This is a genomic window from Streptococcus sp. SM3 (genome assembly GCF_027497875.1).
This window is the reverse complement of sequence record NZ_JAJNSA010000001.1, coordinates 39,109-64,396: the sequence shown is the minus strand read 5'-3', so window position 1 is coordinate 64,396 and position 25,288 is coordinate 39,109. Positions and strand designations below refer to the sequence as shown.

Genomic DNA, 25,288 nt, shown 5'->3' with positions numbered 1-25,288 from the left:
TCTATTTTGAAAGAGGAGTTACACAATGGTAACCGTTTATTCTAAAAACAACTGTGTCCAATGTAAAATGACCAAACGTTTCTTGGACAGTAATAATGTCGCTTATCGCGAAATCAATCTCGATGAGCAACCTGAGTACATCGATCAAGTTAAAGAGCTCGGTTTCAGCGCAGCTCCTGTTATCCAAACACCAACTGAAGTCTTTTCAGGTTTCCAACCAGGAAAATTGAAACAATTAGCATAATCTTAGTACATCATCCAGAAGAAACTGCTTCTAGGGCTAACTTAGAAGCCTTTCTTTTGTAATTAGATAAGGGAAATTTTATGGGATTAAAACATCTTGAGGACGTGACTTACTTCCGTCTCAATAACGAAATCAACCGTCCTGTCAATGGACAAATCATGCTTCATAAAGATAAGGAAGCCTTGGATGCCTTCTTTAAAGAAAATGTAGTTCCAAACACTATGATTTTTGATTCAATCAAAGATAAAATCAACTACCTCATTGAACACAACTATATCGAAACAGCCTTTATCAAGAAATACCGTCCAGAATTCTTGGAAGAATTGTCTCAATTTATTAAAGAACAAAACTTCCAATTCAAGTCTTTCATGGCTGCCTATAAGTTTTACAATCAATATGCCTTGAAGACAAACGACGGTGAATATTATCTTGAAAGCATGGAAGACCGTGTCTTCTTTAACGCCCTTTATTTCGCTGATGGCAATGAAGCTGTTGCAATCGATATTGCCAATGAAATCATCCACCAACGCTACCAACCTGCTACTCCTTCCTTCTTGAATGCTGGACGTGCTCGTCGTGGAGAATTGGTATCATGTTTCCTGATCCAAGTAACTGATGATATGAACTCTATCGGACGTTCTATCAACTCAGCTCTTCAACTTTCACGTATCGGTGGTGGTGTGGGAATTACCCTCAGCAACCTTCGTGAAGCTGGTGCACCTATCAAAGGCTATGAAGGAGCAGCGTCTGGGGTCGTTCCAGTTATGAAACTTTTCGAAGATAGCTTCTCTTACTCAAACCAATTGGGTCAACGTCAAGGTGCTGGTGTTGTCTACCTCAACGTCTTCCACCCTGATATCATCGCCTTCCTTTCAACTAAGAAAGAAAACGCCGATGAAAAAGTTCGTGTTAAGACCCTTTCACTTGGTGTTGTGGTGCCCGATAAATTCTACGAATTAGCACGTAAAAATGAAGAAATGTACCTCTTCAGCCCATACTCTGTAGAGCTTGAATACGGTGTGCCGTTCAACTACATTGACATCACTGAAAAATACGATGAACTAGTCGCAAATCCAAATATCCGTAAGACAAAAATCAAGGCGCGTGATTTGGAAACTGAAATCTCTAAATTGCAACAAGAGTCTGGCTACCCTTATGTAGTCAACATTGATACGGCTAACCGTGCAAATCCCGTTGATGGAAAGATTATCATGAGCAACTTGTGTTCTGAAATTCTTCAAGTTCAAGAACCAAGCTTGATCAACGATGCTCAAGAATTCCTTCAAATGGGAACGGATGTTTCATGTAACCTTGGTTCAACCAACGTGGTTAACATGATGACTTCACCCGATTTTGGTCGTTCTATCCGTGCTATGGTTCGTGCCCTTACTTTCGTTACAGATAGTTCACACATCGTAGCTGTGCCTACGATTGACCACGGAAATAGCCAAGCTCACACCTTTGGACTTGGTGCCATGGGACTTCACAGCTACCTTGCCCAAAAACTGATTGAATATGGATCGCCTGAGTCTGTTGAATTTACAAGCATCTACTTCATGCTCATGAACTACTGGACCTTGGTAGAATCAAACAATATCGCGCGTGAACGTGGTATTACCTTCCATAACTTTGAAAAATCAGACTATGCTAACGGAAGCTACTTTGACAAGTATGTAACTGGCGAATTTGTTCCAAAATCAGACCGTGTTAAAGAACTTTTCAAAGATGTCTTTATCCCAAGTGCTGCTGACTGGGCTGAACTTCGTGACAAGGTTCAAGCAGATGGACTTTACCACCAAAACCGCCTTGCTGTAGCGCCAAATGGTTCGATCAGTTACATCAATGACGTTTCTGCTTCTATCCACCCGATTACACAACGTATCGAAGAACGTCAAGAAAAGAAAATCGGAAAAATCTACTACCCTGCTGCTGGATTGTCAACAGAAACCATTCCTTACTACACTTCTGCTTACGACATGGATATGCGTAAAGTGATTGATGTCTATGCTGCTGCAACTGAGCACGTGGACCAAGGACTTTCACTCACACTCTTCATGCGTAGTGACATTCCAAAAGGACTTTACGAATGGAAGAAAGAAAACAAACAAACGACACGTGACTTGTCAATCCTTCGTAACTATGCCTTTAACAAGGGTATCAAGTCTATCTACTACGTCCGTACCTTTACAGATGATGGTGGAGAAGTCGGTGCTAACCAATGTGAAAGCTGTGTGATTTAATCTTTGCTTGAGGAAACTACATTTTCTCAGATTAGTGATTCATTCACCCTGCTAAACTAAACTGGAATAAGCATCTATACCATGGAAAAACAAAAAAGTCGGGCTTCCGACTTTTTGTGCGATACTCCTCTAGAATTATGATAAAATAGAAGTAATTGTGAGTTCGCAATACTAAACACAGAAAGAGATTTCAAATGGAAACTTACTACAAAGCCATTAACTGGAATGCCATCGAAGATGTCATCGACAAATCAACTTGGGAAAAACTGACGGAGCAATTCTGGCTTGATACACGTATTCCCTTGTCAAATGACTTGGATGACTGGAGAAAGCTATCAAATGTAGAAAAAGACTTGGTAGGAAAAGTCTTTGGTGGTTTAACCCTTCTCGATACTATGCAATCTGAAACTGGGGTTCAAGCCCTTCGCGCAGACATCCGTACACCACATGAAGAAGCTGTTTTCAATAACATCCAATTTATGGAATCTGTCCACGCTAAATCTTACTCATCAATCTTTTCTACCTTGAATACTAAGGCTGAGATTGAAGAAATTTTCGAATGGACCAATACCAATCCGTACCTACAAAAGAAGGCTGAGATTGTCAACGAAATCTACCTAAACGGTAGCCCACTTGAAAAGAAAGTTGCCAGCGTCTTCCTTGAAACCTTCCTCTTCTACTCTGGTTTCTTCACTCCCCTCTACTATCTCGGTAACAACAAACTAGCCAACGTTGCGGAAATCATCAAATTAATTATTCGTGATGAGTCTGTTCACGGAACCTACATCGGATATAAATTCCAACTTGGTTTCAATGAATTGCCTGAAGAAGAGCAAGAAAAACTCAAAGAATGGATGTACGACCTGCTCTACACTCTCTACGAGAACGAAGAAGGTTATACAGAGAGCCTCTATGACGGTGTTGACTGGACTGAAGAAGTCAAGACCTTCCTCCGCTACAATGCCAACAAGGCACTCATGAACCTGGGACAAGATCCACTCTTCCCAGATTCAGCTGATGATGTCAACCCAATCGTTATGAACGGTATTTCAACAGGAACTTCCAACCACGACTTCTTCTCTCAAGTCGGAAATGGTTACCTCCTTGGTGAAGTTGAAGCCATGCAAGACGATGACTACAATTACGGTTTGGACTAATTCAATTATCCCAGAACTGATAACAAATATCATGGTTTGTTTAAAACAACCATGATATTTTTGTTTTTGTTTTCTTTTGTTTTTTTAAATTGATTGATTGAATACTTTATGATAAAATAGTAATAGAAATAGAGGTGATAACGATGTTAAAGCAGGAAAAACTAGATAATATTCTAGAAACGGTAAATACAAAGGGAACTATTACTGTAAAAGAAATCATGACTCGCTTGGATGTGTCAGATATGACTGCTAGACGCTACTTACAAGAGTTAGCCGACAAGGATTTACTTGTTCGGGTGCACGGTGGAGCTGAAAAAATTCGCACAGGTTCCATTTTAAATAATGAACGTTCTAATATTGAAAAACAAAGCTTACAAATCGCAGAAAAACAAGAAATTAGCCGTTTTGCAGGCCATTTAATTGATGAGGGGGAAACTATTTTTATCGGCCCTGGTACGACCTTAGAATCTTTTGCCCGTGAACTTCCAATTGATAATATTCGTGTTGTAACAAACAGTTTACCAGTCTTTCTCATCCTAAACGAACGAAAACTAACAGATTTGATTTTAATCGGTGGAAACTATCGCTCTATCACTGGAGCCTTTGTGGGAACACTAACCTTACAAAACCTAGCCAATCTCCAATTTTCTAAAGCCTTCGTTAGCTGTAATGGTATTAAGGACAATTCGATTGCCACCTTCAGCGAAGAGGAAGGTGAATCACAACGTATTGCCCTCAACAATTCCAATAAAAAATACTTACTAGCTGACAATAGTAAGTTCAATAAATTTGATTTTTATACCTTCTACAATATCTCTGATATTGATACCATCGTTTCAGATTCTAAACTGAGCAAAGAAACCTTCGAACAACTTTCAAAACAAACAAAAATTATTCTTTCTAAACCATAAAACTGAGGATTGATAAAATATAAAATGCGTCATATCAAGAAAATAAGAATCTTGATATGACGCATTTTTTGATGAAGATTTTTACAAAGAGTTTCCTAGATTCTTTATGATTGTTGAAACGGCATAAAATCTGAATCAAAGGAGATATTATCCCGTTCTTCAGGACTGATAAAATTTAAAAAGATATTTTTAAATTCTTCTAGCTCATAGTCTGAATGGCAAATCCATTCTTTACCGGTAGAGACATACCATTTCCCAAGATTTTTCAGCTCCTCATTAGTCAAACAAGGTATTTGAGAGCATTTATCAAAATTGATAATATAAACTTTTTCATAAATAGATTGGATAAAATCTTTGAACATCTTTTACCTCACTAGAATTCTATATCTAATGACTAATTCTACTAGTCTATAATCTGACTTTCCGCTACTTTCTTGTACCAGTTAGCTGATTTCTTCGGATAACGTTCTTGAGTTTCAAAGTCTACATAAAAGAGACCGTAGCGTTTTTCATAACCGTTTGACCATGAGAAGACATCCATTAATGACCAAATGAAGTAACCCTTTACATTAGCTCCATCTGCAATAGCATCAGACAAGACTTCCAGGTGTTGTCTCACATAATCAATACGACCATCATCGTAAACAGTGTTATCGACGAACTCATCTTTATAACCAAGTCCATTTTCAGTGATGTAAATCTTCTTGTAATTCGGATAATCTTTCTTCACGCGCATGATTTGGTCATACAAACCTTGAGGGTAGATAATCCAATCCCAATCCGTACGTGGTACATAATCAGGAGCTACACGACGACCAACACCTTTGATTTGGTATTTAGAGCTTCCTTTCTCACCCTTACCATTATGGATGATTTCAGTTTCTCCATCAAAGGCTTCCATCCAGTCACTCATATAGTAATTAATTCCAAGGAAGTCATTCAAGTCTTTTGCGGCTTCTAATACTTCGAAATCTTCTTCACGAAGATCTAAGCTACCACCATTGACTGATAAGATATGGTTGACACCTTCCATCGTTTCAGCTGAATAGAGACCCAGATAAGTTGCATCCAAGATAAATTTATTGTGGATGATATCTTCCAACTCTGCTGCACAAACATCTGCTGGATTTTTAGGATCCAAAGGATACTTGGTTGGCAGTGCATGAACAACACCAATTTCTCCTTTATAACCTTTATCTTTATATAGCTTGACTGCACGCGCATGAGAAACCATCATGTTGTGGTGCGATTGGAAGACTTTGGCAAGGTCGTACTGAATACCTGGAGGGAATTTCCCAACCAAGTATTGACCATCACCGATTGGTCCAATTTCATTAAAGGTTGTCCAATAGTTTACTTCTGGAAATTCTTCAAAACAGAAGGCAGCGTAATCTACAAAGTGTTCGATATTTTCACGGTTTAAGAAGTCTCCATTTGAGTGGAGAGCTTCTGGCGTATCAAAGTGATGAAGAGTTACAAAGGGCTCAACATGACGTTTGTGACACTCTGCAAATAGATTATGATAATACTCAACACCCTTTTGATTTACTTGACCGTAGCCTGTTGGGAAAATACGTGACCAAGCAATAGAAATTCGAATGCCATTGACACCATACTCTTCTGCCAACTTGAGGTCAACTGGGTATCGATTGTAAAAATCACTGGCTGGTTCTGCAGTGTACCAGTAGTTATCTTCAAGATATTTATCCCACGCTACTGGTCCTTTACCATCAGTATGTGTAGCACCTTCTGCTTGATAGGCAGCTGTTGCGCCACCGAAAATAAAGTCTTTTGGAAGTGTTTTTGTCATTTTTTCACCTATTTCTTGATTTAAAATAAAGTAAAAGTGAGAGGAGAGGAGTCAGTGAGCCATCCTTCTTCATCTCACTTCTTGTACCGAGTCACCAAATTGTGACATGAGAAGGTAAAAACGATATCTTTTTACCGACGAATTAACAAGGCGACTAGGAAATTCGCCATAGCGATTGCCGTAACGATAGGAGACTGTTTCACAGTCCCTATCGTTAATCGAATTGAGCTTGCACGAATGCAAGAGCACCTTTTCCATCACGAGTTAATTTGATGTATTGAGCGCCTTCTGTCTTGGCAAGTTTAATACCAAGTTTATCTGTTTCTGCTTTCATGTCTTCAAAGTTTGAAGCAACTTGAGGGGCAAGGATAACAAGATCAAACTCTGGCAACATTTCACGGTGAGCACCATAGCCACCTGCTGCTGCTTTCACAGGAACATTGTATTCTGCAGCTGCCTTGTTCAAAGCATTTGCAAGAAGTCCACTTGTCCCTCCACCTGCACAGAGAACGAGGACATTTGTTTCTTCAGTGATGGTATTTTGTGCTGCTTCTACACCAGCTTTTTCAAGAATAGCATCTGCTTTAGCTGTATTAAAGTTCGCAGCAACTTTTTCTTTCAATTCATCATTAGATTTACCTGAACGTTCTTCTTCAAGAATTTGTTCATCATAGACCTTAAGGAATGGATAGTAAATGACTACGTCAACCACGATTAGAAGAGCAGCAAGAATGAATGATAGAACTTGGAAGTTAGTACCAAGAACTAGACCTAGTGGAGCTGGAGTTGTCCATGGTAGATTAGCAGTAAATGAATTCATGCCAAGTGTTTCAATAAAGAATTTGAAGATCCAAACGTTTGCGATTGGAGCAAAGATAAATGGAATGAAGAAGATCGGGTTCAATACAAGCGGTGCACCAAACAAGATTGGTTCATTTACACCAAAGAAAGTTGGAACTACTGAAGCACGTCCGATTGCGCGGTTACGTTTTGATTTTGTTAACCACATGAACATGAATGGAACAACCAGTGTCGCACCTGTACCACCCATGGTAACGATAAACATTTGTGTACCAGAAGTAAGAATCTTGTCAGCGTGCATACCTTGTTGAAGAAGGTTCAAGTTGACTTCGGCATTTGCATAGGTAATAGCTGCGATTGCTGGTTCAACGATAGATGGACCATGGATACCAACAAACCAGAAGAAGGCAAAGGCACCAAAGATAATGGTAATACCAAGATAGCCATCAGCTGCAGAGAATAACGGTGCAAAGAATTTACCGATTGATTCAGCTACGCTTGCACCAACAAAATGACGTGCTAGTAAATCAAGAGCATAAAGAGAAACAACAGATAGAGTGAATGGAATCACATCTTTAAAGACTTGTGAGATATTTGGTGGAACTTCGTCAGGCATACGAATAGTGACATTGTTCTTAACACAAACCTTATAGATGGCTACAGTAACAAAGGCAGCAAGGAAGGCTGAAAGCAAACCTTTTGTCCCCAAGAATCCAGTAGCTAGACCATTTTCGATAGGATCAGCTGCCAACATCAACAAACCAACAATTGCTGCCAACAATGTTGACATATAGTTGATTTGATTGGTCTTCTCCATGCTACGGTTTACTGAGTCAGTCAATGACTTGGCTGTTGTACCAGCTACCAAGAGAGCTAAAATACCCATTGAATAGCTGTAAGGTTTCATCAGAAAGGCTACAACTTCATCAGACCATTTAAAGCCCCATGAGTTTGGTACAAAGGCAATCAAGATAAAAATACTTGAGAAGAGAATAACAGGCATACCTGCAATGAAACCATCACGAATAGCACGAAGATAGATATTACGAGATAGTTTCTCAAAGAAAGGCTTTCCTTTCTCGATAAATGCAATTAGTTTGTTCATTATTTAACTCCTCTCTTATAAAGTTCGATTAAGTGGTGCATCAAATCTTTTAACAAGATAGTTGTCATCAAGTGGTCTTGGCCATGCATCATGGTTACACTATAGGCCAAATCCTCACCAGAAGCTTCCTTAGTTAATAGACTTGTTTGCGCGTGGTGAGCCTCTGCAATACAGCTACCAGCTTCCTCTACCAAAGTGTCCGCTTTCGCAAAATCACCAGCTTCAGCAGCCTTCAAGGCTTCCAATAATTTTGAACGAGCATCGCCAGCATAGGCTACGATTTCAAAACCTAACAATGTTACTTCTTCTCTATTCATGATAGAATTCTCCTTATATAGTTTTAAATAAATTTTTATGACAATAAACGTTGGATATGTAGAACTAGATAAACTCGTTCACTTTTATACAAATCAAGACCCGTATGTTGCGTAATCACATCATAGATCTTGGAACCAATCTCGAAGGCTTTTGGATAGGATTGTTTAATATGATCTTCCATATCCAGAAGTGATTGGTTATCATCTCTAGATCTGTCTAAATAATCCAAGAAATAATTCAAATGTATCATAAAACGATCATAGAAATGGTTATTCTCTTTAGTTCGTTGAATTGCATAGTCCGTTAAAACTTCTTCAACATTCCTGAGAATTTCTTTCCTCTTATCAATCGACTCCACAAGTTCTACTTCATTTTCACCTTCGGCATTAATGAAATGATAAGCAATCCGAATAATCTCGTCCTCAGGAAAATGATCTGCTAGCTTCTGGCGGTAAATTTCAAATGCTTCATTTGCGATTTGAAAAGCGACAGGATACTTAGTGGAAATATCTGGCAGATTACTATCCTTGTACCTTCCTTGTGCTAGAGCTTGGTAAGAACAGTAAATATGATCTGTCAAGGTTACGTAGAGATACTCTTGAATCGGATAATGATATTTCTTTGATAGCTTATCAATGATTTCATAGGTCACTGTGATAAAATCAAGCGGAACATCTTTGAGGAGAGCCATAAAGTTTTCTCTTGACTCTTCGGTCTTCATCCGAAAGATTTTCTCAACCTGATGTTCAGTAATCAAATCTCCCTTCCTCTTCCCAAATGCAATCCCCTTACCAATTACAATCACTTCTTCTCCCTTATCATTCCTGACAAGCGAAACATTATGATTTATTGGATTTAGAATTCGATACATGTCAACCTCCTTTTATATCTTAAAGGTATATGAGTACAAAAAATGACCACAAATGAACTAGAAAATCAGCCGATTTCTAATTCACCTGTGATCATGCCTAATATTACTTAGTAACACTCACCTTGTATTAACTTGTGATTTAAGTATAGCACAAGTAAGTTATTTTGTAAACCTTTACATACAACTTTTTTTAAATTTTTTTAGATTCATGTTCCTAACCTAGGAGGACTTACTTACACGCGTTCTTTCCATGAAGTCGCTGTTGTTTGAAGAACTTTATTGAGTTCATCAATGTTTTCAAATCCAGTTGTGCGAAGCCATTCACGTGCTGCTTCTTCACCATCTTTGATGTAAGCTTCAACTGATCCAGCCCATGTAGCACGGCCACAAAGAACTCCATTGAAGTTTGCACCTGATTCATGAGCAAATACAAGAGTATCTTGGAAAAGTTTAGCTGATACCCCAGCACTCAAGTAGATGTATGGCAAGTTAGTTGCTTCATCTTGAGCTTTGAAGAAGGCTGCTGCTTCTTCACGTGTATAAACTACTTCACCTTCAGCGAAGCCTTCAACATATTTAATGTTAACAGGAACTTCCACTTTCAAGACATCAATGTTAAAGCGTGGGTCTGAGAAGACTTTCATGGCACCAATAACTTTGTGTGGTTTTACTTTCGCATATTCTACAGAACCTGCGTCAGCAATTTTTTCATCATAAGCTAGGATTTCAAGGAAGAATGGAATGTCTTCCGCCACACACTCAGAACCGATACGTTCGATGTAAGCTTGTTTTTCTTGGTTAAGTTCATCTGAGCTATCTACATCATAGTAAAGCAAGAATTTAACTGCATCTGCACCTTCTTCTTTAATACGTTTTGCAGACCAAACATCCAAGCAGTCTGGCAAGCGTTTTGTGCTTGTTGTGTCATAACCTGTTTTTTCATAAGCAAGGAGAAGACCAGCTTTTTCATCAAGAGCTTTAGTTGCTGGAAGTCCATATTCAGGATCAAGAAGCATAGATGAAGCATATTTAGTCAATTCATCTGCTACCAAAACTTTAAGTTCTTCCATTTGAGCCACAGTTGGTTCTTCTGTTTGGTGTTGAGCCATGAGGCGTTTCAAAGCACCACGTTGGTCAAATGCAAGAGCTGAGATGATACCATTTTCATCAGAAAGTTTTTCTAAGCGTGCACGTTTTTGTTCTGTTAAAGCCATTTTATACCTCTTTTACTATTAATTGATCATATAGAGCTTGATAGTTGGCCATGTTGACATGACCAGTCATTTTTTCTTGAGCATTGAGCATACCAAGGACATTTGCCTTGATGAGTAATTCTGCATCCGATTCTTTATGAAGAAGTCCTGAAGAAATTCCTGCCACAGTAGAGTCTCCAGATCCGACAGGGTTGACTACCTGAATTCTAGGAATATCGACCTTATAGAAAGTATCACCATGTTTGGCAAAGGCACCGTTGGCACCAAGTGAAACGATAATCCATTCAATACCTGCAAACAAAGGTTCTTGAAGGACTTCTTTTAATTCATCCAAATCCTCAGAAACTTCTCTTCCAAGAAGCTGAGACAATTCCTCATTATTTGGTTTGATGACTGTTGGTTTATGTGGTGATTCAAGAACCGCCTGAAGTGCTGCACCAGAGCAGTCCAAGACAACAGGCTTGCCAGCTTGATTAGCAAGTTCTACCAAGCTCGCATAGTAATCAACTGGAAGGCCAGCTGGCAGACTACCTGAGATGGCTACTACTTCAACTGAACCCAAGAGTTTTTTGAAATGTTCCAAAAAGTCTTGACCTTCCTGTTCCAATACTTCAGGTCCTTTTTCAAGAACTTCTGTTTGGTTGTCTCCATGGAGAATAGCGATACAGTTACGAGTTTCTCCCTGAATTGAGAAGAAATCTTTCTTTACTTGATCATCGATATGTTCAACCAAAAACTCACCAAGTTTTCCACCCACTAAACCAGTAGCAAGAACAGAATCGCCAAATTCTGAAAGTACTCGGGTAACATTGAGTCCCTTACCACCAGCCGTTTTGGTTACATCTACCACACGATTGACAGTATCAATCTTCAACTCATCCAAGGGATAGGAAATATCGATGGATGGGTTCATTGTGACTGTTAAAATCATAGGTCACCTCTTAGTCGTGGTATTCTCCGCGATCCCATTTTTCAAGGAATTCAGTGAAGAAGTTTGCGTCTGTTTGTTGAGCATTGTGACTTTCAAGGTGTTCAATTTTCGCAATCAATTTTTTGTTTTCTTCTGATGGTTTGTATTCAGCTTTGATGAAAGCTTCGATGATGTCACACATGAGCAATTCACCAGTAATCTTACCACCAAATCCGATAACATTGGCATTCAATTGTTCTTTAGCATAAAGGGCTGTTGTCATATCACGAACCAAGGCAGAACGGACACCTGGAACTTTATTTACAGCGTTGTTGATACCAACACCAGTACCACAGATACATACTCCAAGATCAGCTTGACCGCTAGTTACAGCTTCCCCTACTTTTTTACCAAAGATTGGGTAGTGAGTACGTGTATGGTCATATGTACCAAAGTCAATGACTTCATATCCTTTTGATTTCAAAAATTCTGAAACCGCCATTTTTTCATCTGTTACGATGTGGTCACATCCAATTGCAATTCTCATTAGTTATTCCCTCCGATTAATTATGTAAATCTAATATCATTTATCCCTACTCAAGAAAAATCAAGATTAGCTTAGGAAGCGAGCTGCAAGCATAACTGAGGTTAGCTAAAGTGAGCTGACAACAGATTATCTTGATTTTTGAAGAGTATTAGCACATTTTGTTCAACATGTCGACCCTAATTTGGTGACGTCCACCATCGTATTTACCGTTAACAAATCCTTTAGCGATGTTTTTAGCCAATTCATCACCAACAAGTTGTGCACCCATAGTGATCATACGTGAGTTGTTGTGGCCACGAGTCATATAAGCTGAACGTTCGTCAGATACTTCTGCAGCAACCATTCCTTTGATTTTTGTTGCAACCATGAATGGACCAGCTCCATAAGCATCAATCACGATACCAAGGTTTTGTTCTTCTTTGTTTACTTCTGCAGCAACAGCAAGAGTCACATCAACAAAGTCTTGACCTTCAGCTGTAACATCCACAACATGGAAGTTTTCTTTTTCCAAGAAGTCTTTCACAACTTCTTTCAATCTCAAACCTGCAGCATCTGCACCGATAACAATAGACATATTGTATACTCCTTTTTATTTTTCTAGGCTAGTAAAACCTTTTATAGTTAACAGTTTACCTACAAAAGCTTTCTAGCAGTTTATTGACAAATTGGATTGAATGAGATGAATGACACCTTATTCAAGTTTAGGAAATCAGTTTCCTAGAAATAATCTTTCTCCACGAAAGAGAATATAACAAGCGATTGTTTGTTTGTGTCAAACATCATTTGTTGCTTACAAACATAATATACTCCTATTTCTTAAAAAAGTCAACAATTAGTGTTTGTTTTTGTGTTTTTTTAATTAAAAAATTTCGATATCAAAACCAATTTGATCCACTTGACCAGGTTCTAGGAGACGAACATTCTTCTTATCTTCTAGATAATCTCCTTCTTCAAGGGATGTTGACAAGCCAGACCATGGTTCAAAAGCAATGAAAGGTCCTTTATTCAAAGTTGACCATATAATGAGATTTGAGAACTCTGCGAAGTGCACTTTCAATCCCTTATCATGTTTACGGGAACGAAGAGCAATTGTTCTAGATTGCAATTCATCTAAGGTAACTGCATCTGTACTGAAAAGATTATAGCTGAGGTCTAATTCTTTTTGACCTTCCAGCCATGGACTTCTATCTTGAAAATCAAGCATACCAGTTTCTGGGAAAGGGCGCGGAACAGAACAAGTTTCTTCTTTCTCAAACTCTAAATAGTAATCTTCATAGACTTCATCATCCAGTAAGGGACAATTAAAGCCTGGATGTCCACCAATAAAGTAAGGCAGGACCTTGCTAGTTTCTTTATTAAATATTTTGTATTGAGTTCGTACTGTTTTGGCAGAAAGGGTATAGGTGATTTCTAGGCGGAAATGATAAGGGTAGTTCTGATAGCTATTCTCATCGTCTTCAATTGCAAAAGTTACACTATTATCTGTCTGTTCAACTAATTCAAATTCTTTCTTACGAACCAAACCATGTCGAGGAATCTTTCCTTTACTTTCTTGTCCCTTCTCATCTATATAAAATGCTGTATCCTCTCTCAATGAACCACAAATGGGAAAGAGAACAGGAGCTTGTCCACTCCAATAAGTAGCATCCCCTTGCCACAAATACTCAAGTCCCTCAGCATCTTTTATAGAAGAAAGAGCCCCACCAAAACTGTTAAATTGAACTCTTAATTGTTCTGATTTTAATTCAATTACCATTATTTTCTCCGATTTCTTGATAGTTTATAAAAAACTAGGCTGTCACTCCTAATGGTATGACAACCTAGTTTCAACAATTTACATTTTATAGGAGCGCATTATTTTGCTTTTGCTGCGTACTCTTCGTTACGTTTAATCATTTGTTTTCTGTACCAAGCAAAGATACCGATATAGAATACAAGGAAGACTACAGCACCAAGGATTGCTTTGATATCACCAGTTGTAGTGTTACCAATTGTCCAACCAAGAAGTTTTTCGATTGGTCCTTCAAGAGTCGAGTGAGTGATCAATTGAGTTTGGCTCACACCTTCTGGGAAGGCACCTACACCTTTAGCAAGTTCTGTTGCAAATGGCGCGATAAGTGTACCTGAAAGAAGGAAGAGTGGCAACAAGAGTGTTCCGAAGATAATCATGCGGAGCAATTTACCACGTGTTACAACCAAGAGAGCTGGAGTAACACCCATAGCGATGATACCTGCAAGTGGCAAGATACCATTTCCGACGTTTGAAAGAAGTACTGCTTCAATCAACATAATTGGTGCAAGTACGTTTGCACAAGCCCAGATTTCAGCACGACCAGCGATGAATGGCCAGTCTAGACCGATGTTAAACTTACGTCCTTCCAAACGTTTAGTAGCAACGTTTGTAATACCTTGTGAAAGTGGTTCTACGGCAGCAATGAACCATGAACCGATAAGTGAGAAGAGTTCCAAAGCTACACCAGCTGTCAAACCAAGAGATAACCAACCTTTGATAACTTCTTGCCAGTTTGCTGCATCTTTAAGTCCTTCAACTGGATGTGGAGTACCCATCAAACCAATAACGATACCAAGGATGAAACCGATGAAGAATTTAGATCCCCAGAAACCGATTTTTTTGTTCAATTTAGCAGCATCAAAGTCATATTTATCTAGACCTGGGAAGAATTTTTCAAAAATCTTATCCAAAACCATGATAACTGGGTTCATCATGTAGTTCATGTGAGTTGAAGTCATTGGTGATGAACTTGGTGCGTTAAGAAGGTCATCAAATGTAGGTTTCATCAAATCAGAGTTGATGATTTTAAGAACACCTACAAGGACAACTGCTGCAGTGGCGATGAAGAGTGAAACTCCTTGGCTAACTCCATTGTTGTCTGCATACCATTTAATCAAAAGACCTGTGATAGACAAGTGCCAGATATCGAAGATATCGACGTCAAGTGTGTCAGTTTTCTTCATAGCAAGCATCACTACGTTGACAATCAACATGATGAGCAAGAAGTAAAGTGTCCAAGCAGATCCCCAAGTGATTGTAGCAAGTGGTGCCCAACCAACGTCAGTGATGTTCAATTGAATACCAGTATTTTCAACGAATTTTGCAAGTGATGCTGAGAAAGCACCATTTAGCATACCGATGATAGCACCGATACCAGTAAGAGCGATGGCAAGTTTGATACCACCTTCAAGCGCTTTGGAGAATTTCACTCCAAAAAGTAGAGCCAATACTGTCAAAATGATCAGCATGATGATTGGTCCACCCATATCCAAGATAGGTTTGAACAGCTTATTGGCTAGTTCGATAATGACATCCATAATAGTTCCTCCCTTATTATAGTTATATGAATGTTAACAAATTAAAATTAGCTTAATCCGTGTTCTTTGATAGCTGCTTCAATATTGTCAAATACTGGAGCACTCATAGCTGGGATACGGAATAAGATTGGTCCAGCTTCGATAACTGGAATACCTGGTTCAAAACCAAGGTCTGTAGCAGCAATTGGTGTGAAGATGTCATAACCTTTGATAAGGTCTTCGTTAACATCTTTAACCATAACTGCATCACAGTGAACATCAAAACCGCGGTTTGAAAGTTCTTCTTCAAGAGCACTTTTAATTTGGTGGCTTGAGTTAACACCTGCACCGCAGGCAGCAAGAATTTTAATCATATGGATTTCCTCCGATTTAATATTTTTAATAGACAAGATTAAGCAATTGCTTCAGCAATATAAGCATAGAGGGCTTCTGGTTCAGAAATTTTTGATAGGTCTTCAAGATGACCATTTCCAGTAAAGAAGTCCATCAACTGAGCAAGAATGTTCGTTTGGCTTGAACTTGAGTTATTAATGATAAAGAAGAGTAAGGATACTTCTACTTCCTTATCTGGCGCAATCATATTGTGGAAAGTCACTGGTTTTTCTAATCGAACGACCACAACTTTTTCGGCTAGATTATGAGCAATATCCGTGTGAGGAATAGCCACATTCGGCAAATCCTTACCCAAAAATTCCATATCTAAGCCAGTTGGAAATGACTTTTCACGCGTGATCAAGGCTTCACGATAAGTTGGAGTTACAATTTCTCGTTCTTCCAATAAAGTTGCAACCTGATCAAAGAGATGTTCTTGATTATCCGCTTCTAAGCAAAACACAAGGTTTTTGTCAAAGAAATGATCTAATCCCATAAGGTTTTCCCTTCTTTCCATTAACTTTATGCTATAAGTATAACACTATATGAAATCGTTGTCAATATTTTTTGTTGTTTTTTGTCCTTTTTTTGATTATTTTGTTTATTTTTTATCTTTATAATTAAAACAAACATTTAAAACAAACATTTAAATCGGTTTTTAATGACTTAAACAAAAAAACAGGATACCAATCCTGCTTTAATAATTATTTTTGAATTGTCCAACTCTCTTCAATCATGGGAAGTAGATTTTTTAATGTTTCTGGAGTCCCTTCTAAAGCAACATATCTGAACTTACCATCACTAGATTTAAAAATCCATGTAATGATGTATTTTCCAGACTTAGAAATTGCGTTAACTACATAGGCTTCATAACCTCCAATAGTTGACTTAGAACCCCAAACTTTAGTGAATTCTGGATTACTTTCTTTTGAAGTAAAAATACTATCAGAAATACGAACTGTTTCAAGTTTTTGAAATTCATTATCAGGAATACCAAATTGTTCTGCTTTAAAAGTATTCAAGGTGACAATATTGACATCCGTACCGTCTGAATATTGAATATCATTGCCTCCCTGTACTTCATTGAACTTAATCCAAGACTTTGGTACTTTAACGAACCCATACTCATCAGAACCAATAACCTGTGTTTCTTCAGTCTTCTTATCAGAACTTGTAGTCGTCGGGGTAGACCCTTCCTGGCTACTTGAAGAACTAGTAATCACATTCGTGCTAGATTCTGTTTGACTCTTATTTGAACATGCCGTTAATGCAAAACTTGATATAAAAATTGTTGCTAAAACTAAACTTTTTTTCATAAACTTCCTCCACTACCTACTATAGTAGAAGTAAGGATAGATGTCAAATTATAACAGTAATAACAAAAACTCTTGAGAAATCTTCAAGAGTTTTGTTTTCATTTCTATTCCTCATCCATACTCAAGACGCTAAGGAAGGCTTCTTGTGGAACTTCTACTGATCCGATAGCTTTCATGCGTTTCTTACCAGCTTTTTGTTTTTCAAGGAGTTTACGCTTACGAGAAACGTCACCACCATAACATTTAGCAAGTACGTTCTTACGAAGGGCCTTGATATCAGTACGAGCCACAATCTTGTGTCCAATAGCTGCTTGAATTGGAACCTCAAATTGTTGGCGAGGGATAATTTTCTTAAGTTTATCAACGATGAGTTTTCCACGTTCGTAGGCAAAGTCCTTGTGAACGATAAAGCTGAGGGCATCCACCTTGTCTCCATTGAGAAGGATGTCCATTTTGACCAGCTTAGATGGGCGATACTCTGACAATTCGTAGTCAAAGCTTGCATAACCACGTGTCGAAGACTTAAGTTTATCAAAGAAGTCAAAGACAATTTCAGCAAGAGGAATTTGGTAGATAACATTGACACGGTTATCATCAATATAGTCCATAGTCACAAAGTCACCACGCTTGCGCTGAGCTAATTCCATCACTGCTCCGACGAACTCCTGTGGGACCATGATTTGCGCCTTAACATAAGGTTCCTCAATAGTCGCAATCTTAGTTGGGTCTGGGAACTCAGATGGGTTAGACACATCCATAGACTCACCGTCAGTCAAATTAACCTTATAGATAACAGACGGAGCTGTCATGATGAGGTCGATGTTAAACTCACGTTCCAAACGTTCTTGGATAACATCCATATGGAGAAGTCCAAGGAAACCACAACGGAAACCAAATCCAAGTGCCTGAGATGTTTCTGGTTCAAATTGGAGACTAGCATCATTCAGTTGCAATTTTTCAAGGGCTTCACGTAGGTCATTGTACTTGTTTGATTCGATTGGATAGAGGCCCGCAAAGACCATAGGATTCATCTGCTTGTAGCCATGTAATGGCTCTGCTGCAGGATTGGTTGCCAAAGTAACAGTATCACCCACACGAGTGTCCTGAACCGTCTTGATAGAAGCTGCAATATAACCAACGTCACCAGTCGCAAGGAAATCACGACCAACTGCTTTGGGTGTAAAGATACCGACTTCGGTCACATCAAAGGTCTTGCCATTGCTCATAAGCTGAATCTTATCGCCAGGTTTGACCACCCCATCCATGACACGCACTTGGAGAATAACCCCACGGTAGGCATCGTAAACAGAGTCGAAAATCAAGGCCTTAAGTGGTGCCGTCACATCACCTGTTGGTGCTGGTACTTTTTCTACGATTTGCTCGAGGATTTCTTCAATCCCAATACCAGCCTTGGCAGAAGCCAAAACTGCTTCACTGGCATCCAAACCAATCACATCTTCAATCTCTGTACGCACGCGCTCTGGATCTGCAGCCGGTAGGTCAATTTTGTTAATGACTGGCATGATTTCCAAATCATTGTCCAAGGCTAGATAAACATTGGCAAGGGTTTGAGCCTCAATCCCTTGAGCAGCATCGACCACCAAAATTGCTCCCTCACAAGCAGCTAGCGAACGTGAAACTTCATAGGTAAAGTCAACGTGTCCCGGCGTGTCAATCAAGTGGAAAATATAAGTCTCGCCATCTTTTGCCGTGTAATTCAACTCGATGGCATTCAACTTAATGGTAATCCCACGTTCCCGCTCTAAATCCATGCTATCCAAAAGCTGGGCCTGCATTTCACGGCTGGAAACCGTCTCTGTTTTTTCCAAAATGCGGTCTGCTAGAGTTGATTTCCCGTGGTCAATATGAGCGATAATAGAGAAGTTACGGATCTTCTCCTGTCGTTTTTTCAATTCTTCTAAGTTCATGATTCTCTTCCTTTCAGGGTATCTATTAATTATAAATTGTTTTTGACATTTTGACAAGACCATACCCTGCCAGGAGTACTAATCTTCAGCAACAAAGCCGTCATTTTCGATAAAGTGGTGTTCTGTCATTCCTTGGTCTGTAAAGACAATCCCATGAAGGACACCACCATAAACAGCTCCTCCGTCCATCCCAATCTTGCCATCTTCTGTAGTCCAAAGATCAGCTGTCCCACGCTCTTGCTTTAACAAACCATATACCGGTGTATGGCCAAAGACAATGATTTTTCCAGTATGATTTTCTGCTTCGTGGAATGGTTTTCTAAGCCAAACTTTTTTATAATCTGTAGTTTCATGCCAGTCATCCAAGGTCAAATCAATACCTGCGTGAACAAAGATATACTTGTCTGTCTCTACCACAAACGGCATTTGACGAATAAATTCGACCAAGTCTGCTGCTTCAGTAGCAACACGCTTGGCATCTTCTACTCCATCAACCGGTGCATCCAAGGGTCGACCTAGGATAGAGTTAATGGTTGTATCTCCACCATTGCGACGATAGTGGTCATAGCTTTCTTCTGGGTTATCGAGCCAAGTCAAAAACATATACTCGTGGTTTCCTGATAGACAGATAGCCCCTTGATTGTCCACTAAGTCCTTAACCATCTCTAGGACACGGCGACTATCCTCACCGCGGTCAATCAAGTCCCCTAGAAAGAGCAACTGGGTCTGACCATCCCAGGTTTTGAGAAGGTCTTCCAGCATCCCAGCTTTTCCGTGAACATCTCCAATTACATAATAGTCTGTCATCTTATTTCTCCCTGTTTCTCAACAATTCTCTAGCTTGACTAAGGGCGGCTTCCGTCACATCATCACCTGCCAACATCTTGGCAACTTCTTCCACTCGCTCTTCAACCGTCAAGAGACGAACAGTCGAAACCGTTGAATGGTCATTACTAATCTTCTCAATAAAGAATTGATAATCCGCAATCGCAATCACTTGTGGCAAATGGGAAATAGCCAGAACCTGACCATGCTGGCCAATCTTGTGAATCTTCTGTGCAATAGCCTGAGCTACACGGCCTGAAACTCCTGTGTCCACCTCATCAAAGACTATGCTGGTCTTGCCTTCTTTACGTGAAAAGGCAGACTTAATGGCTAGCATGAGACGAGATAATTCCCCACCAGATGCAACCTTGACCAAGGGTTTAAAGTCTTCGCCAGGGTTGGTTGAAATATAAAACTCAACCATTTCATTGCCTTCACGACTGAATTTTCCCTTGCTAAAACGAACCTGAAACTGAGCTTTTTCCATATAAAGATCTTGCAGTTCTTGTTTAATCTCTGCTTCTAGTTGCTGAGCCAAGTCATGACGAGCAGATGCAAGCTGACCTGCCAAATCGACAAGATTAACTTCCAATTTCTTGAGCTCTGCTTCCATGTCCTCAGATGAAAGATTATTGCCTGTCAAGAGATTGTATTCTTCCGTAATCTTAGCAAAATAAAGCAAGACATCGTCTACAGTCCCACCATACTTACGGGTAATAGTATGAAGGAGGTCCAAACGATTCTCAACCTGCATGAGACGATTGCCATCAAAATCAAGGTCTTCAATGATTGCCTCTAAACGTTTGCTAATATCTTCTAAAACATAGTAGGTCTCAGACAGTGAGCTTGAAATTTCACGGTATTCAGGGTCATACTCTTCGATACTTTCCATGTCATTCATGGCTGAACGAACATTGGCCAGACTTGAAAAATCTTCATTGTCCAACATGCTGTATGCATTGGTCAGTGTATCCGCAATATTTTTATGGTTGAGCAGTTTATCACGCTCTTGATTAAGAGCCAAATCTTCTCCAGCCTGCAAGTTTGCTGCCTCAATCTCTGCCATTTGAAATTCCAACATTTCGATACGTGCCTTATGTTCTTGTTGGTTTTTCTTGACTTCCAGAACCTGCTTACGCATTTTACGGTAGGCATCAAAACTCGTTTGATAGGTTTCTTTCAAGTCCCAAAAAGCTGCATCGCCAAATTCATCCAACATCTGGATATGAAGTTGAGGACGCATTAACTCCTCTTGGTCATGCTGACCATGAATATCCACAAGATGTTGTCCAATAGCACGCAAAACAGACAGATTGACCATCTGGCCATTGACACGGCTGATACTACGACCATTTTGCAAGATTTCTCGACGGATGATAATCTCATCACCCATTTCCAAACCTTGCTCATCAAAAATTTCCTGTAAAAGGCGACTATTCTCAACTGAGAAAAGCCCCTCAATCTCTGCCTTTGGCGCACCATGACGAATAACATCTGTTGTCGCACGAGCTCCCAACATCATATTCATGGCATCAATGATAATCGACTTCCCTGCACCCGTTTCACCAGTCAGGACAGTCATACCTTTCTCAAAATTGAGGGAAATAGCCTCAATAATGGCAAAGTTTTTTATCGAAATTTCAAGTAACATACAGACCTACCAATTTTTTACTTGTTCAAAGATTTCCTCAGCTAGACTTTCACTTCTGGCAATGACTAAAATCGAGCTATCATCAGCTAAACAGCTAAAAATCTTGTCCTCAAAAGTCTCAATTAACTGAACTTTTACAAAAGCCGTATTCCCTGGGATAACTTGGAGATTGATCATCTTATCCATCAATTCAGCCGATTCGATATTGTCTTCAGCCAGTTGCAAACTTTTTACGATTGATTTTGGCAATTCATAGACATAGGTGTTATCTCTCAAAGGAATTTTGACAATGCCTAGCTCTTTGATATCTCGGGATACCGTTGCTTGAGTGGCAGTAATGCCAGCTTCTTTCAAATGTTCTACAATTTCTTCTTGCGTACCGATTTGATAATCTGTCACAAATCGTCTAATTTTTTCAAGTCTCTCTTTTTTATTCATTTTTAAATTGACTATGCGCCCTCTCTACTACTTCTGCAATCTCAGCAAGAACCTGATTGCTTGCTGACTCTTCTTTTTTCAAATACGCTAAAAACTCAATATTTCCATGACCACCTTGGATGGGAGAAAAATCCAAACCAAGGACTGAAAAACCTTCCTCTACTGCCATAGCTGTGACAGATTCAAGGACATTCTGATGAACCTTAGCATCTCGAATAATTCCATTTTTCCCGATTTGCTCACGTCCTGCTTCAAACTGAGGCTTAACTAGAGCCACGACCTGACCTTGTTCAGCCAAGACGCGGTGCAAGGCCGGAAGAATCAGACTGAGGGAAATGAAACTCACATCAATACTGGCAAAGCTCGGCTCCTGCTCGAAATCAGTCTTTTCAGCATAGCGGAAATTGAACTGCTCCATGCTAACCACCCGTGGGTCTTGGCGTAGTTTCCAAGCTAATTGATTGGTACCAACATCGACTGCAAAGACTAACTCAGCACCATTCTGTAACATGACGTCGGTAAAGCCTCCAGTAGAAGCTCCAATATCAATCGTGGTCGCTCCCTCAACTGACAAATCAAAGACCTGTATAGCCTTTTCCAATTTCAAGCCGCCACGACTGACATACCTGAGTTTTTCACCCTTGAGTTTTAGCTCGGTGTCGTCTGGGATTTTCTCTCCTGGTTTATCAAACCGTTCTCCATTCAGGACTGCTACGACTAGTCCAGCCATGACGCCACGCTTAGCCTGTTCTCGCGTTTCAAACAAGCCCTGTTTATAAGCTAGTACATCCACTCTTTCCTTAGCCATTGATTCTCAAACTTTCTACTACACTTACAATCGATTCTGTATCAAAGGGAATCTGCTGGGCAATTTCTTCTAATTTGGCATTAGCTTGATCCAGAGTCTGGTTACAAAAAGCAATGGCCTCTTCCAAGCCCAACAAGGCTGGATAGGTTGACTTTTCAGCCTGTAGGTCCTTTTGTGGTGTCTTGCCAATTTCCTCAAAACTAGCTGTCACATCCAATACATCATCTCGAACTTGAAAAGCAAGCCCAATCAATTCCCCAATAGTTTTCAGCTTTGCCTGCATCTCAGGTGCCAATTCGGCTATAATAGCAGCTGCTTGGAAGGGATAAGCTAGTAATTTTCCAGTCTTATTAGCATGAATAGTCTGGAGTTCTTCCAAAGACAAATGCTGGTGTTCACCCTCCATGTCCAAAACCTGCCCTGCCACCATGCCCAGACTTCCTGAAGCTAGGGATAAGTTAGCAATCAAGTCCACCTTGATCTGACTTGGCAAATCTGCCTGCGCTATCAAGGCATAAGGATCTAGGAATAAAGCATCTCCAGCCAAAATGGCCATAGCTTCACCAAATTTCTTATGATTGGTCAACCGCCCTCGACGGTAATCATCATCATCCATGGCAGGAAGATCATCGTGAATCAAGCTCCCTGTATGAATCATTTCCAAGGCTGCAGCCACCTGTGCATGTGCTGGTTTAATAGCGACCTGCAAGGCTTCCAAAACTTCTAACAAGAGAAAAGGCCGAATACGCTTGCCACCAGCATGAATGGAATAGAGAACAGACTCTCGCAAACTAGAGGCAAACTGCTGGTCTCCATAAAAGTCTTCCAAGGCCGACTCGACAAGAGCTAATTTTTCTTGCTTTTTCATTCAAAATCACTTTCTGTTCCGTCTTCTTGCATAACCTTGACCAAGGTCTTTTCAGCCTTGTCCAGCGTTGCTTGGAGCTCTTTTGACAAGACCATACCCTTTTGAAAGGCAGCAATCGCATCTTCCAGAGCAATTTCACCATTTTCCAAACTTTGGACAATAGTCTCCAGTTCTGCTAGATTTTCCTCAAATTTCTTTTGTTTTGACATCTTTAACCTCTAATTCTACTTGACCATCTCGCATCAAAAGCGTCACTTGGTCTTTTTTCTTCAAACTCTCAACCGAATCCACAACTGACTCTTCTTTTTTGACAATAGCATAACCACGCGCCACAATTCGACTGGTATCCAACATGAGCAAGGCTTCTGAAAGTCGCTTGACTTCAGCAACCTTGGCATCATAAACCAGCGCCATTTGGCTACGGAGAAGCTTGTCCAACTGACCTAGACGGTCTTGATAGCGTTGGATTTTGGTAACGGGTGATAATTGTACCAGTCGATGCGTCCTTGCTTGTACTGTCTGTTTGTTATCAGAAATCCGTGTTCGCAAACTTTGTTTTAATCGCAGTTGTAATTGATCTAGCCTTTGCAAATAGCCATCATACAAACGCTCTGGCTGTCTAAAGATAACAGACTGACTGCATTTTTTCAAAGCTTCTTGTTTCTTCGATAGGACATTTCGGACTGCTGTTGCCATCCGCTTTTCCTGATTTTGCAAATGAGTTAATAAATCCAACTTGGTCACAGGTGTCGCTAGTTCAGCAGCTGCTGTTGGCGTTGCAGCCCGGCGATCTGCCACAAAATCTGCCAAGGTCACATCCGTCTCATGCCCCACACTAGAGATAACTGGTAAACGAGATTCAAAAATAGCTCGTACCACAATTTCCTCGTTAAAAGCCCAGAGATCCTCGATAGAACCCCCACCACGACCAATAATCAGCAAATCCAAATCGTCACGTTGATTGGCACGCGCAATATTTCGAGCAATTTCCTCCGCAGAACCTTCACCTTGCACCTTAGTTGGATAAAGTAGGATATCGACACCTGGAAATCGCCTGCTGACGGTCGTGATAATATCTCGAATAACGGCTCCACTGCGACTGGTAACTACACCAATTCTCTTAGAAAATTGGGGCAGAGATTGCTTAAAGCGTTCTTGAAACAGGCCTTCTTCTGCCAATTTTTTCTTGAGTTGTTCAAACTGAATCGCAAGCGCCCCAACCCCATCAGGCTCTGCCTTTTCAATGATAATGGAGTAGCTTCCACTTGGCTCATAGACCTGCACACGCCCAATCACATTGATCTTCATCCCTTCTTCCAGGTCGAAACCTAATTTCTGATAAATTCCAGACCAGATGGTCGCTTGAATAACTGCATGGTCATCTTTTAGGGAGAAATATTGGTGAGTAGGTCGTTTACGAAAATTGGAAACTTGACCAGTTAAATAGACCCGTTCCAAGTAAGGGTCTTTATCGAATTTCATTTTCAGATACTTGGTCAAAGTTGTTACCGATAAATACTTTTCCATCTCCACCTACTATTCATTTTCTTGCTCTTTCATTGGTATTATTATACCAAAAATATGCCTAAAAATCTCCATTTATGTACCATTATGAGGGAAAAAT

General features: G+C 39.9%; 26 protein-coding genes. 4 read left to right on the top strand and 22 right to left on the bottom strand.

Going from position 1 to position 25,288, the window contains the following annotated elements; genetic code table 11:
• The first annotated feature begins 25 nt into the window (after window positions 1-25).
• The 4 genes from nrdH (at window position 26) to PAN06_RS00285 (ending at window position 4,552) form a co-directional block, all read left to right on the top strand.
• Window positions 26-244, top strand: a complete 219-nt coding sequence (nrdH, locus tag PAN06_RS00300) for a glutaredoxin-like protein NrdH (RefSeq protein WP_000259240.1) — start codon at window positions 26-28, stop codon at window positions 242-244.
• A gap of 80 nt (window positions 245-324) precedes the next feature.
• Window positions 325-2,484: a class 1b ribonucleoside-diphosphate reductase subunit alpha gene (gene nrdE, locus PAN06_RS00295; protein ID WP_269795269.1), complete on the top strand. Its 2,160-nt coding sequence runs from the start codon at window positions 325-327 to the stop codon at window positions 2,482-2,484.
• Window positions 2,485-2,678: 194 nt separating this feature from the next.
• A complete protein-coding gene (gene nrdF / locus PAN06_RS00290; RefSeq protein ID WP_269795268.1) occupies window positions 2,679-3,641 on the top strand; it encodes a class 1b ribonucleoside-diphosphate reductase subunit beta in 963 nt (320 codons plus the stop codon).
• A gap of 143 nt (window positions 3,642-3,784) precedes the next feature.
• Window positions 3,785-4,552 (top strand): DeoR/GlpR family DNA-binding transcription regulator, encoded by a 768-nt coding sequence (locus PAN06_RS00285; RefSeq protein ID WP_060805556.1) that lies wholly within the window; start codon window positions 3,785-3,787, stop codon window positions 4,550-4,552.
• Between the two features lie 104 nt (window positions 4,553-4,656).
• On the opposite strand, the gene PAN06_RS00280 is transcribed toward PAN06_RS00285, so the two are convergent.
• From PAN06_RS00280 to xseA, 22 genes are all read right to left on the bottom strand, one after another.
• The gene (locus PAN06_RS00280; protein ID WP_078375044.1) at window positions 4,657-4,914 is read right to left on the bottom strand and encodes a DUF3884 family protein; all 258 of its coding nucleotides are present in this window, start codon (window positions 4,912-4,914) and stop codon (window positions 4,657-4,659) included.
• A 41-nt stretch (window positions 4,915-4,955) separates the two neighbouring features.
• Entirely contained in the window at window positions 4,956-6,362 is a 1,407-nt protein-coding gene (gene lacG / locus PAN06_RS00275; RefSeq protein WP_049493867.1) for a 6-phospho-beta-galactosidase, read from the bottom strand.
• Between the two features lie 214 nt (window positions 6,363-6,576).
• Window positions 6,577-8,268 (bottom strand): lactose-specific PTS transporter subunit EIIC, encoded by a 1,692-nt coding sequence (locus PAN06_RS00270; protein ID WP_001037324.1) that lies wholly within the window; start codon window positions 8,266-8,268, stop codon window positions 6,577-6,579.
• The gene (locus tag PAN06_RS00265; RefSeq protein WP_001078329.1) at window positions 8,268-8,585 is read right to left on the bottom strand and encodes a PTS lactose/cellobiose transporter subunit IIA; all 318 of its coding nucleotides are present in this window, start codon (window positions 8,583-8,585) and stop codon (window positions 8,268-8,270) included. The genes PAN06_RS00270 and PAN06_RS00265 overlap by 1 nt, the downstream gene beginning before the upstream one ends.
• Window positions 8,586-8,620: 35 nt before the next feature.
• A complete protein-coding gene (locus tag PAN06_RS00260) occupies window positions 8,621-9,457 on the bottom strand; it encodes a transcription antiterminator (protein WP_049491608.1) in 837 nt (278 codons plus the stop codon).
• A gap of 233 nt (window positions 9,458-9,690) precedes the next feature.
• Window positions 9,691-10,671: a tagatose-bisphosphate aldolase gene (gene lacD, locus PAN06_RS00255; RefSeq protein WP_001229115.1), complete on the bottom strand. Its 981-nt coding sequence runs from the start codon at window positions 10,669-10,671 to the stop codon at window positions 9,691-9,693.
• Between the two features lies 1 nt (window position 10,672).
• Window positions 10,673-11,602 (bottom strand): tagatose-6-phosphate kinase, encoded by a 930-nt coding sequence (locus PAN06_RS00250; protein ID WP_125458363.1) that lies wholly within the window; start codon window positions 11,600-11,602, stop codon window positions 10,673-10,675.
• Between the two features lie 10 nt (window positions 11,603-11,612).
• Entirely contained in the window at window positions 11,613-12,128 is a 516-nt protein-coding gene (gene lacB / locus PAN06_RS00245; protein ID WP_125458362.1) for a galactose-6-phosphate isomerase subunit LacB, read from the bottom strand.
• Between the two features lie 148 nt (window positions 12,129-12,276).
• On the bottom strand, window positions 12,277-12,702 hold the full coding sequence (lacA, locus tag PAN06_RS00240) for a galactose-6-phosphate isomerase subunit LacA (RefSeq protein WP_000029277.1): 426 nt from the start codon (window positions 12,700-12,702) through the stop codon (window positions 12,277-12,279).
• Window positions 12,703-12,987: 285 nt separating this feature from the next.
• Window positions 12,988-13,884, bottom strand: coding sequence for an aldose 1-epimerase family protein (locus tag PAN06_RS00235; protein ID WP_269795267.1), 897 nt, complete (start codon window positions 13,882-13,884; stop codon window positions 12,988-12,990).
• 98 nt (window positions 13,885-13,982) lie between these two features.
• Complete coding sequence (locus tag PAN06_RS00230) at window positions 13,983-15,458, bottom strand: PTS galactitol transporter subunit IIC (protein ID WP_070479246.1); 1,476 nt, start codon at window positions 15,456-15,458, stop codon at window positions 13,983-13,985.
• Between the two features lie 47 nt (window positions 15,459-15,505).
• On the bottom strand, window positions 15,506-15,811 hold the full coding sequence (locus PAN06_RS00225; protein WP_023942583.1) for a PTS sugar transporter subunit IIB: 306 nt from the start codon (window positions 15,809-15,811) through the stop codon (window positions 15,506-15,508).
• Between the two features lie 38 nt (window positions 15,812-15,849).
• Entirely contained in the window at window positions 15,850-16,326 is a 477-nt protein-coding gene (locus PAN06_RS00220) for a PTS sugar transporter subunit IIA (protein ID WP_269795266.1), read from the bottom strand.
• Window positions 16,327-16,534: 208 nt separating this feature from the next.
• A complete protein-coding gene (locus PAN06_RS00215) occupies window positions 16,535-17,146 on the bottom strand; it encodes a hypothetical protein (protein WP_269795265.1) in 612 nt (203 codons plus the stop codon).
• Window positions 17,147-17,250: 104 nt separating this feature from the next.
• The gene (gene lepA / locus PAN06_RS00210; RefSeq protein ID WP_001047207.1) at window positions 17,251-19,074 is read right to left on the bottom strand and encodes a translation elongation factor 4; all 1,824 of its coding nucleotides are present in this window, start codon (window positions 19,072-19,074) and stop codon (window positions 17,251-17,253) included.
• A gap of 78 nt (window positions 19,075-19,152) precedes the next feature.
• Entirely contained in the window at window positions 19,153-19,881 is a 729-nt protein-coding gene (locus tag PAN06_RS00205) for a metallophosphoesterase family protein (protein WP_061590461.1), read from the bottom strand.
• Window position 19,882: 1 nt separating this feature from the next.
• A complete protein-coding gene (gene recN / locus PAN06_RS00200; RefSeq protein WP_269795264.1) occupies window positions 19,883-21,550 on the bottom strand; it encodes a DNA repair protein RecN in 1,668 nt (555 codons plus the stop codon).
• A 6-nt stretch (window positions 21,551-21,556) separates the two neighbouring features.
• On the bottom strand, window positions 21,557-21,988 hold the full coding sequence (locus PAN06_RS00195) for an arginine repressor (protein WP_004260668.1): 432 nt from the start codon (window positions 21,986-21,988) through the stop codon (window positions 21,557-21,559).
• The gene (locus PAN06_RS00190; RefSeq protein WP_269795263.1) at window positions 21,981-22,796 is read right to left on the bottom strand and encodes a TlyA family RNA methyltransferase; all 816 of its coding nucleotides are present in this window, start codon (window positions 22,794-22,796) and stop codon (window positions 21,981-21,983) included. Before PAN06_RS00190 ends, PAN06_RS00195 begins: the two co-directional genes overlap by 8 nt.
• Window positions 22,789-23,664, bottom strand: coding sequence for a polyprenyl synthetase family protein (locus tag PAN06_RS00185; RefSeq protein WP_004260674.1), 876 nt, complete (start codon window positions 23,662-23,664; stop codon window positions 22,789-22,791). Before PAN06_RS00185 ends, PAN06_RS00190 begins: the two co-directional genes overlap by 8 nt.
• On the bottom strand, window positions 23,661-23,873 hold the full coding sequence (locus PAN06_RS00180) for an exodeoxyribonuclease VII small subunit (RefSeq protein ID WP_000043226.1): 213 nt from the start codon (window positions 23,871-23,873) through the stop codon (window positions 23,661-23,663). Before PAN06_RS00180 ends, PAN06_RS00185 begins: the two co-directional genes overlap by 4 nt.
• Complete coding sequence (gene xseA, locus PAN06_RS00175; protein ID WP_269795262.1) at window positions 23,851-25,191, bottom strand: exodeoxyribonuclease VII large subunit; 1,341 nt, start codon at window positions 25,189-25,191, stop codon at window positions 23,851-23,853. The genes PAN06_RS00180 and xseA overlap by 23 nt, the downstream gene beginning before the upstream one ends.
• Between the last annotated feature and the right edge of the window lie 97 nt (window positions 25,192-25,288).

What these genes read in the sequence shown, in the direction of transcription:
- lacG (WP_049493867.1), bottom strand. Translation starts at nt 6,362, where the DNA reads ATGACAAAAACACTTCCAAAAGACTTTATTTTCGGTGGCGCAACAGCT.
- PAN06_RS00285 (WP_060805556.1), top strand. Translation starts at nt 3,785, where the DNA reads ATGTTAAAGCAGGAAAAACTAGATAATATTCTAGAAACGGTAAATACA.
- nrdF (WP_269795268.1), top strand. Translation starts at nt 2,679, where the DNA reads ATGGAAACTTACTACAAAGCCATTAACTGGAATGCCATCGAAGATGTC.
- lacB (WP_125458362.1), bottom strand. Translation starts at nt 12,128, where the DNA reads ATGAGAATTGCAATTGGATGTGACCACATCGTAACAGATGAAAAAATG.
- recN (WP_269795264.1), bottom strand. Translation starts at nt 21,550, where the DNA reads ATGTTACTTGAAATTTCGATAAAAAACTTTGCCATTATTGAGGCTATT.
- PAN06_RS00265 (WP_001078329.1), bottom strand. Translation starts at nt 8,585, where the DNA reads ATGAATAGAGAAGAAGTAACATTGTTAGGTTTTGAAATCGTAGCCTAT.
- PAN06_RS00180 (WP_000043226.1), bottom strand. Translation starts at nt 23,873, where the DNA reads ATGTCAAAACAAAAGAAATTTGAGGAAAATCTAGCAGAACTGGAGACT.
- PAN06_RS00195 (WP_004260668.1), bottom strand. Translation starts at nt 21,988, where the DNA reads ATGAATAAAAAAGAGAGACTTGAAAAAATTAGACGATTTGTGACAGAT.
- PAN06_RS00220 (WP_269795266.1), bottom strand. Translation starts at nt 16,326, where the DNA reads ATGGGATTAGATCATTTCTTTGACAAAAACCTTGTGTTTTGCTTAGAA.
- PAN06_RS00250 (WP_125458363.1), bottom strand. Translation starts at nt 11,602, where the DNA reads ATGATTTTAACAGTCACAATGAACCCATCCATCGATATTTCCTATCCC.
- PAN06_RS00260 (WP_049491608.1), bottom strand. Translation starts at nt 9,457, where the DNA reads ATGTATCGAATTCTAAATCCAATAAATCATAATGTTTCGCTTGTCAGG.
- PAN06_RS00280 (WP_078375044.1), bottom strand. Translation starts at nt 4,914, where the DNA reads ATGTTCAAAGATTTTATCCAATCTATTTATGAAAAAGTTTATATTATC.
- PAN06_RS00235 (WP_269795267.1), bottom strand. Translation starts at nt 13,884, where the DNA reads ATGGTAATTGAATTAAAATCAGAACAATTAAGAGTTCAATTTAACAGT.
- lacA (WP_000029277.1), bottom strand. Translation starts at nt 12,702, where the DNA reads ATGTCTATTGTTATCGGTGCAGATGCTGCAGGTTTGAGATTGAAAGAA.
- PAN06_RS00270 (WP_001037324.1), bottom strand. Translation starts at nt 8,268, where the DNA reads ATGAACAAACTAATTGCATTTATCGAGAAAGGAAAGCCTTTCTTTGAG.
- lepA (WP_001047207.1), bottom strand. Translation starts at nt 19,074, where the DNA reads ATGAACTTAGAAGAATTGAAAAAACGACAGGAGAAGATCCGTAACTTC.
- PAN06_RS00190 (WP_269795263.1), bottom strand. Translation starts at nt 22,796, where the DNA reads ATGGCTAAGGAAAGAGTGGATGTACTAGCTTATAAACAGGGCTTGTTT.
- PAN06_RS00230 (WP_070479246.1), bottom strand. Translation starts at nt 15,458, where the DNA reads ATGGATGTCATTATCGAACTAGCCAATAAGCTGTTCAAACCTATCTTG.
- PAN06_RS00185 (WP_004260674.1), bottom strand. Translation starts at nt 23,664, where the DNA reads ATGAAAAAGCAAGAAAAATTAGCTCTTGTCGAGTCGGCCTTGGAAGAC.
- nrdH (WP_000259240.1), top strand. Translation starts at nt 26, where the DNA reads ATGGTAACCGTTTATTCTAAAAACAACTGTGTCCAATGTAAAATGACC.
- PAN06_RS00205 (WP_061590461.1), bottom strand. Translation starts at nt 19,881, where the DNA reads ATGACAGACTATTATGTAATTGGAGATGTTCACGGAAAAGCTGGGATG.
- nrdE (WP_269795269.1), top strand. Translation starts at nt 325, where the DNA reads ATGGGATTAAAACATCTTGAGGACGTGACTTACTTCCGTCTCAATAAC.
- xseA (WP_269795262.1), bottom strand. Translation starts at nt 25,191, where the DNA reads ATGGAAAAGTATTTATCGGTAACAACTTTGACCAAGTATCTGAAAATG.
- PAN06_RS00225 (WP_023942583.1), bottom strand. Translation starts at nt 15,811, where the DNA reads ATGATTAAAATTCTTGCTGCCTGCGGTGCAGGTGTTAACTCAAGCCAC.
- lacD (WP_001229115.1), bottom strand. Translation starts at nt 10,671, where the DNA reads ATGGCTTTAACAGAACAAAAACGTGCACGCTTAGAAAAACTTTCTGAT.
- PAN06_RS00215 (WP_269795265.1), bottom strand. Translation starts at nt 17,146, where the DNA reads ATGAAAAAAAGTTTAGTTTTAGCAACAATTTTTATATCAAGTTTTGCA.